Origin of the sequence: Aestuariivita sp. (genome assembly GCF_049276915.1) — a bacterium.
Classification (GTDB): Bacteria; Pseudomonadota; Alphaproteobacteria; order Rhodobacterales; family Rhodobacteraceae; genus Aestuariivita.
Genome location: NZ_JBASXK010000159.1, coordinates 1 through 5,391, shown reverse-complemented (window position 1 = coordinate 5,391; position 5,391 = coordinate 1). Strand labels below are relative to the sequence as shown.

8 protein-coding genes and 1 pseudogene are annotated in these 5,391 nt (G+C 58.4%); 5 read left to right on the top strand and 4 right to left on the bottom strand.

All coding sequences use genetic code 11. From position 1 onward, the window contains the following. The 3 genes and pseudogenes from WAO69_RS17025 to WAO69_RS17015 form a co-directional block, all read left to right on the top strand. Nucleotides 1-191 (top strand): annotated as a pseudogene (locus WAO69_RS17025) (mechanosensitive ion channel family protein); the annotation flags it as partial. 67 nt (nucleotides 192-258) lie between these two features. Beyond that, complete coding sequence (locus tag WAO69_RS17020; RefSeq protein ID WP_422181339.1) at nucleotides 259-426, top strand: hypothetical protein; 168 nt, start codon at nucleotides 259-261, stop codon at nucleotides 424-426. Nucleotides 427-718: 292 nt separating this feature from the next. Further along, nucleotides 719-1,447 carry a Crp/Fnr family transcriptional regulator gene (locus tag WAO69_RS17015; RefSeq protein ID WP_422181337.1) on the top strand — a complete coding sequence of 243 codons (729 nt, stop codon included), beginning with the start codon at nucleotides 719-721 and terminating at the stop codon, nucleotides 1,445-1,447. Between the two features lie 29 nt (nucleotides 1,448-1,476). Here WAO69_RS17015 and WAO69_RS17010 read toward each other — a convergent pair whose 3' ends face one another. Then, on the bottom strand, nucleotides 1,477-2,622 hold the full coding sequence (locus WAO69_RS17010; RefSeq protein WP_422181335.1) for an NADH:flavin oxidoreductase/NADH oxidase: 1,146 nt from the start codon (nucleotides 2,620-2,622) through the stop codon (nucleotides 1,477-1,479). A gap of 128 nt (nucleotides 2,623-2,750) precedes the next feature. Between WAO69_RS17010 and WAO69_RS17005 the strand changes: the two genes are divergently transcribed. Together WAO69_RS17005 and WAO69_RS17000 are read left to right on the top strand one after the other, a co-directional pair. Then, on the top strand, nucleotides 2,751-2,966 hold the full coding sequence (locus tag WAO69_RS17005; RefSeq protein WP_422181333.1) for a hypothetical protein: 216 nt from the start codon (nucleotides 2,751-2,753) through the stop codon (nucleotides 2,964-2,966). Further along, the gene (locus WAO69_RS17000; RefSeq protein WP_422181331.1) at nucleotides 2,967-3,416 is read left to right on the top strand and encodes a formylglycine-generating enzyme family protein; all 450 of its coding nucleotides are present in this window, start codon (nucleotides 2,967-2,969) and stop codon (nucleotides 3,414-3,416) included. Nucleotides 3,417-3,452: 36 nt separating this feature from the next. Here WAO69_RS17000 and WAO69_RS16995 read toward each other — a convergent pair whose 3' ends face one another. Genes WAO69_RS16995 through WAO69_RS16985 form a run of 3 tightly spaced genes read right to left on the bottom strand, consistent with a single transcriptional unit; the run spans nucleotide 3,453 to nucleotide 5,249 of the window. Continuing rightward, a complete protein-coding gene (locus WAO69_RS16995; RefSeq protein WP_422181329.1) occupies nucleotides 3,453-4,220 on the bottom strand; it encodes a CDP-alcohol phosphatidyltransferase family protein in 768 nt (255 codons plus the stop codon). Next, nucleotides 4,217-4,909, bottom strand: coding sequence for a phosphatidylserine decarboxylase (locus WAO69_RS16990; RefSeq protein ID WP_422181327.1), 693 nt, complete (start codon nucleotides 4,907-4,909; stop codon nucleotides 4,217-4,219). The genes WAO69_RS16995 and WAO69_RS16990 overlap by 4 nt, the downstream gene beginning before the upstream one ends. A gap of 10 nt (nucleotides 4,910-4,919) precedes the next feature. Further along, entirely contained in the window at nucleotides 4,920-5,249 is a 330-nt protein-coding gene (locus WAO69_RS16985) for a diacylglycerol kinase (RefSeq protein ID WP_422181325.1), read from the bottom strand. Nucleotides 5,250-5,391 lie beyond the last annotated feature (142 nt).

The window sequence follows — 5,391 nt, the reverse complement described above, 5'->3', positions numbered from 1 at the left end:
ACCCGGCTCCGCAGGTTTTTGTGGGAGAACTCGCAGAAAGTTCAGTCAATATTTTCTGTCGACCCTGGGTAAAGCGGGAGGACTACTGGACGATCTACTGGGGGCTGACCGGTGCCGTGAAAGAACGGTTCGATGCCGAGGGCATATCGATCCCCTTTCCCCAGCAAGACGTGCACGTCATTTCAAAGTAGAATACTGTTTCCTATGCGCGTGCCGTGAAACGGTTGACCAGATGCCATCTTCAGGCTTCACGCGGTCTTGTCAGACAAACTTGGCTTGAGACGGGGCATGGCTCTGGCTAGCCTCACCGACATGCGGATCACCCGCGCCGAGGCCCGCAGCATCGCCCCCGTGATCGGGTGCCAATCCTTGCAGGGCTTCTTTATCGGCGTTCTGCCCGGAGCGGGTTCCACTATCGCGTCTTGATTCCGTACATTGCCAAGATCCTGACGATCCCGCGCACCTTCCTGATCCCGTTCATCCTGTTCTTCACCTTATCGATAGACGTGCCGTCAGGTTATCGATGAAAACAAATTCAACTATTGATATGTGTTCTCAGATATTGTAGCGCATCCCTAATGCAAGATTTGGGGTGACTGCCTAATTTTTGATCGAAATCAAAAGATTTGGATCTCTTTAGTGTTAGGATTTCAGTCGGCAAAGGGGCAGGGAGCACAACGTGTCAAACAGTAAGTTGATCCAAAAGCTTAACGCTTTCATGGTCTTGTCAGAAGATGAGCTGTCGATCCTCAAGAATTTGGGCAAGGCTGGTCGAAGGATTCCCGCCGGGCGTGATCTGGTCTATCAGGGGCAATCAGATAAAGTCGCATACATCCTGAACTCGGGATGGGCCTTTTCGTACAAACTCTTGCAGGACGGACAGCGGCAGATTCTGGATTTTGAGGTTCCGGGCGACTTTCTGGGATTGCGCAGCATCCTGTTGAACATGTCCGATCACGGTATCGAAGCGGTCACCGATATCGAGGTGACCGAATTGCATATTGATGAATTGCTGGAAATCTTCTCCCAAAGCCCACGGCTGATGCTTGCGGTTTTGTGGGCAGCATCCCGGGACGACGCGATGATCGTCGAGCATCTGATCGATGTCGGGCGTCGAAGCGCCACCGAGCGCATGGCGCATTACCTTATGGAACTTGGCCTGAGGCTTGAGCTGGTAGGCATGGCGGACCGGTCGGGTTTTGCCTGCCCGCTCACACAGTATCTGCTGGCCGATGCGGTCGGTCTGAGCGCGGTGCATGTCAACCGGGTCCTGCGGGAACTGCGCGAAAACGGGCTGCTGACGTTTCGGGACGGCTGTGTGCGGTTTGACGACTATGTCGAACTGAGCAGGTTTGCCCAGTTTGACGAAACCTACCTGGATCATTCGGGCCCTCGTTTCCGTCAGAGCTTTCTGGCGGGGCTAGGCAACTTGCGCGAGGCCGGTTGAAGCCCGGACAGCGCGCGGTCTGCAAGGGCTTACTGCGGACTATAGAAATCCGAGGTTTTCTGCCGCATGGCAAGCCACCAGCCCGATTGTTCCGGCCAGGTATCAAAGACGGTGTCATGGCCCAGCGTGCTTGCCGCATGCAGCGCCCACATCGGATCCACAAGCGCCTCGCGACCGATTGCGATCAGATCGGCGCGTTCCTGGGCCAGAACATCCTCGGCCTGTTGTGGATGTGTGATCAGCCCGACGGCCATGGCGGTCATTTCGGCCTCGGACCGTACCCTCTGGGCGTATTCGACCTGAAAGCCCGGCTGGCGTTTTTGCCCGCCGCTTGCGGTTGCCGCTCCGGCAATGCCGCCGGAGGAACAGTCCATGACATCAACCCCCAGGCGTTTCAATGCCCTGGCAAGCACGACCGTGTCATCGATCGACCACCCTTCGGGAGCGCCATCGACGGCCGAGGTGCGAAAGAACATCGGCAGGTCGTCAGGCCAGACCGCGCGCACGGCCTCGGTGATTTCCAGCGCCAGACGCATGCGCCCGGCCAGATCGCCGCCATATTGGTCAGAGCGCTTGTTTGACAGCGGCGACAGGAAGCTGTGCACCAGATAGCCATGCGCGCCATGGATCTCGGCGATCTTGTATCCCGCCGCCAGTGCGCGCCGCGCAGCCGAAGCATAATCGTCAATCAGGCTGATGATCTCAGCACCCGAGAGGGCATGTGGGACGGGCCATCCCTCGGCCACCGGTGCCGCAGAGGGCCCTACCGCTGTCCAGGGCATGTCCCCCCGCGCGATATCGTCTGCGGTCAGGGGGCCGTTTCCGAACCAGGGCCGCTGCATGCCGCCTTTGCGGCCGGCATGGCCCAGCTGGATCGCCGGTATGGCACCATTGCGCAATGCGAATTGAGCTATGCGCGCGTGCCCGGGAATCTGGCTATCGCTCCACAGGCCGGGACAGCCATGGGTGATCCGCCCATGTTTCTGAACTGCCGTGGCTTCGGTAAAGATGATCCCCGCTCCGCCGATGGCGAAACGACCCAGATGTACCATATGCCAATCGTCCATATGACCCTCATGGGCGGAGTACTGGCACATCGGGGAAATCACCACGCGGTTGCGGGTCTGCAATCCGCGCAACGTCAATGGTCTGAAAAGATGGGGTGCAATGGTCATGCGGGCCTTCCTGTTCCGGGTCACACCAGACGGTATCTGTGCATTCGGACGGTTGCAATCGAAGGTATTGCCTTGAAAAAACCTCCGGTGAAACCAGGTGTCACGACAGGAAAAAAGGGACGAGTATCATGCGCCAGATCTTCGGTTTGTTTGCCCTCCTGGCTGCGTCACCTGCGCTTGGTGATACCGTGGACCTTGGCCAGTTCAGCATCGATCGCACCGAAGTGACGGTTGGTGCCTTTGCGGATTTTGCGGATCAGACGGGCCTTGTGACCGTGGCGCAAAAGGAGGGCGGTGGCTTTGAATGGGGGGCAGGTTGGGAGCGTCGCGCCGGCTGGACCTAATTGTCTCCCCAGGGCAGCCCCCCCAAGGTAACAGAACCCGCCGTTCATGTCACCTGGGGCGAGGCTTTGGCTTTTTGCCAGCACATGGGGGGCAGGCTGCCGACGCGCGACGAATGGGCATTGGCGGCATATTCCGAACAGCGTGCGGACCCGACTGACGGGTTCGAAACGGGCCGGACCTATCTCTATCCTGTCGGGGATGAACCTGAGGGGATGAACAACAACCGCTCCAACCATGTCGATGTCGCCACGACCAAACGCGGGGTGAACGGGCTTTTCGATATGGGGGCCAATGTCTGGGAATGGCTGGCAGACCAGCGCGATGACGACGCCCTGACTGCGGGTGGGAGCTGGTGGTACGGTCCGAGCGCGACGCGCGCGCAGGGGATGCAATGGAAACCCTCCGAGTTCTATGCCGTATATGTCGGATTCCGATGCGCCTATGATTGACGGCGCGCGCAACCGCTGACGGGTTTCGTCCGCCGGTCACTCGGCCGGAGGCGTCGGCATGGGCTGCACGGGTTTCGTCTGCCTGAGCTGCGAGACATAACTGAAGGGCAGAGAGGCAAGATAGAGGCAATTCCCGACGATCAGAGTGGGCCACGGATAGACCATCAGGCAGACCACAAGAACCATTGCCGCGACGATGACGAATGGCAGGTGCTTGCGGTTGATGCTGGCATGTTTGATCGAGATCGTGGGAATGGTGCTGATCGCAAGCAGCCCGACCCCGATGATATAGGCCGCGCTGAGGAACGGATAACCGGCATCTGACAGGCCATGCAGGTGCAGGAAAACCGGCATCAGGGCAAGGCAAGCCAGCGCCGGAGCCGGGACGCCGACAAAGTGGTCGTCGGTCTTCATCGAGATTTCGGCGCTTTTCTGGGACAGGTTGAAGCGCGCCAGTCTGAGCGCGCAGCACACCGCAAGCACCAGCGTCGCCAGCCAGCCCAGGTTGGTGTGATCGGTGCCGATGTAAAGCGTGTTGTAGATCAGAATGCCCGGAACGATGCCAAAGTTGAAGAAATCCGCCAATGTATCAAGCTCGGCACCGAAGGGGCTTGCGGTATCCAGAAACCGCGCCAGCTTGCCATCCGCTGCATCCAGAAACACCGCGATCAGGATGAAATAGAGCGCGTTTTCAAGATGCCCTTCCAGGCTCATGCGGACCGATGTCATACCGGCGCAGATTGCAAACACGGTGACCATGCTTGGAACGATATGGCGCAGCTTGATATGGGATGTCCTGGTCATTCGGGGATACCGGGCCGGTTTGCCTTCGGATCCGCTAGATCGGCCAGAATGGTTTCGCCGGCCACCGCTGTCTGTCCCACGGCAACCAGTGGGCCAACGCCCTTGGGCAGGTAGATGTCCAGACGGCTGCCGAAGCGGATCAAGCCAAAGCGATGGCCCACCGCCATCGTGTCGCCCTCTCGCACAAAGCAAACGATGCGTCTGGCAACAAGCCCGGCGATCTGAACCACGCCGATCCGCACGCCGTCACCGGCTTCCAGCGTGATGCAGTTGCGTTCATTATGCTCACTTGCCTTGTCGAGTGACGCATTCAGGAATTTGCCGTGATGATAGCCCACATGCACGATCCGGCCCGCAATCGGCGCGCGGTTCACATGGCAATTGAAGACATTCATGAACACCGAGACCCGCGTGACGGGCTCATCTCCAAGCTGCATGGCGGTCGGAGGAATGACATCTTCGATCAGGGAAATGACGCCGTCAGCTGGCGAGAGCACCAGACCATCCTGCTGAGGGATGACGCGCACCGGATCGCGAAAGAAATAATAACACCAGACCGTGGCCCCCAGTCCAAGCCAGAACAGCGGCATCCAGATAAAGGACAAAACCACACTGATGGCGGCAAAGATCGCAACGAACTTGCGACCTTCGTTGTGCATGGGCACCGCTACGATCTTGAGCATGTTCATGGGTGGGCTTTCATGTCAGAACTCCGGATCTGAAGACCACCGCACCCAGAAACACGCCATGTGCGCACAGAAGGCACATGGTCGCCAATGAGCCCAAGTCCTTGGCATCGCGGGCAAACTCTGCCCAGTTTGGTGCGAGATGATCCACGATACACTCGATTGCTGTGTTCAGCGCCTCGACAGCGACAAGGCAGAAGAACAGGATGAAGAAGACGCAATACTCGACAAAGCCGGCACCTGCGAAGGCGAGTAAAGCCAAGCAGGCGGGAAGGGCAAGCAAGATGTGACGGAATGCGGCTTCACGGTAAAGCCGTTGCATGCCCGCAATCGAATATCCCACGGCTGCAAAGACATGTGAAGTGGTCCTGCTTTTTAGGACAGGTTTGCGGCTTGGCTAAGATGCATCTGGTTTATGTTCATGCCGCTTTTCGTGTTTCACTTTGTTCGAAGTATGCCGCGTCTGGCGTGCGCTTGTCGAGGGC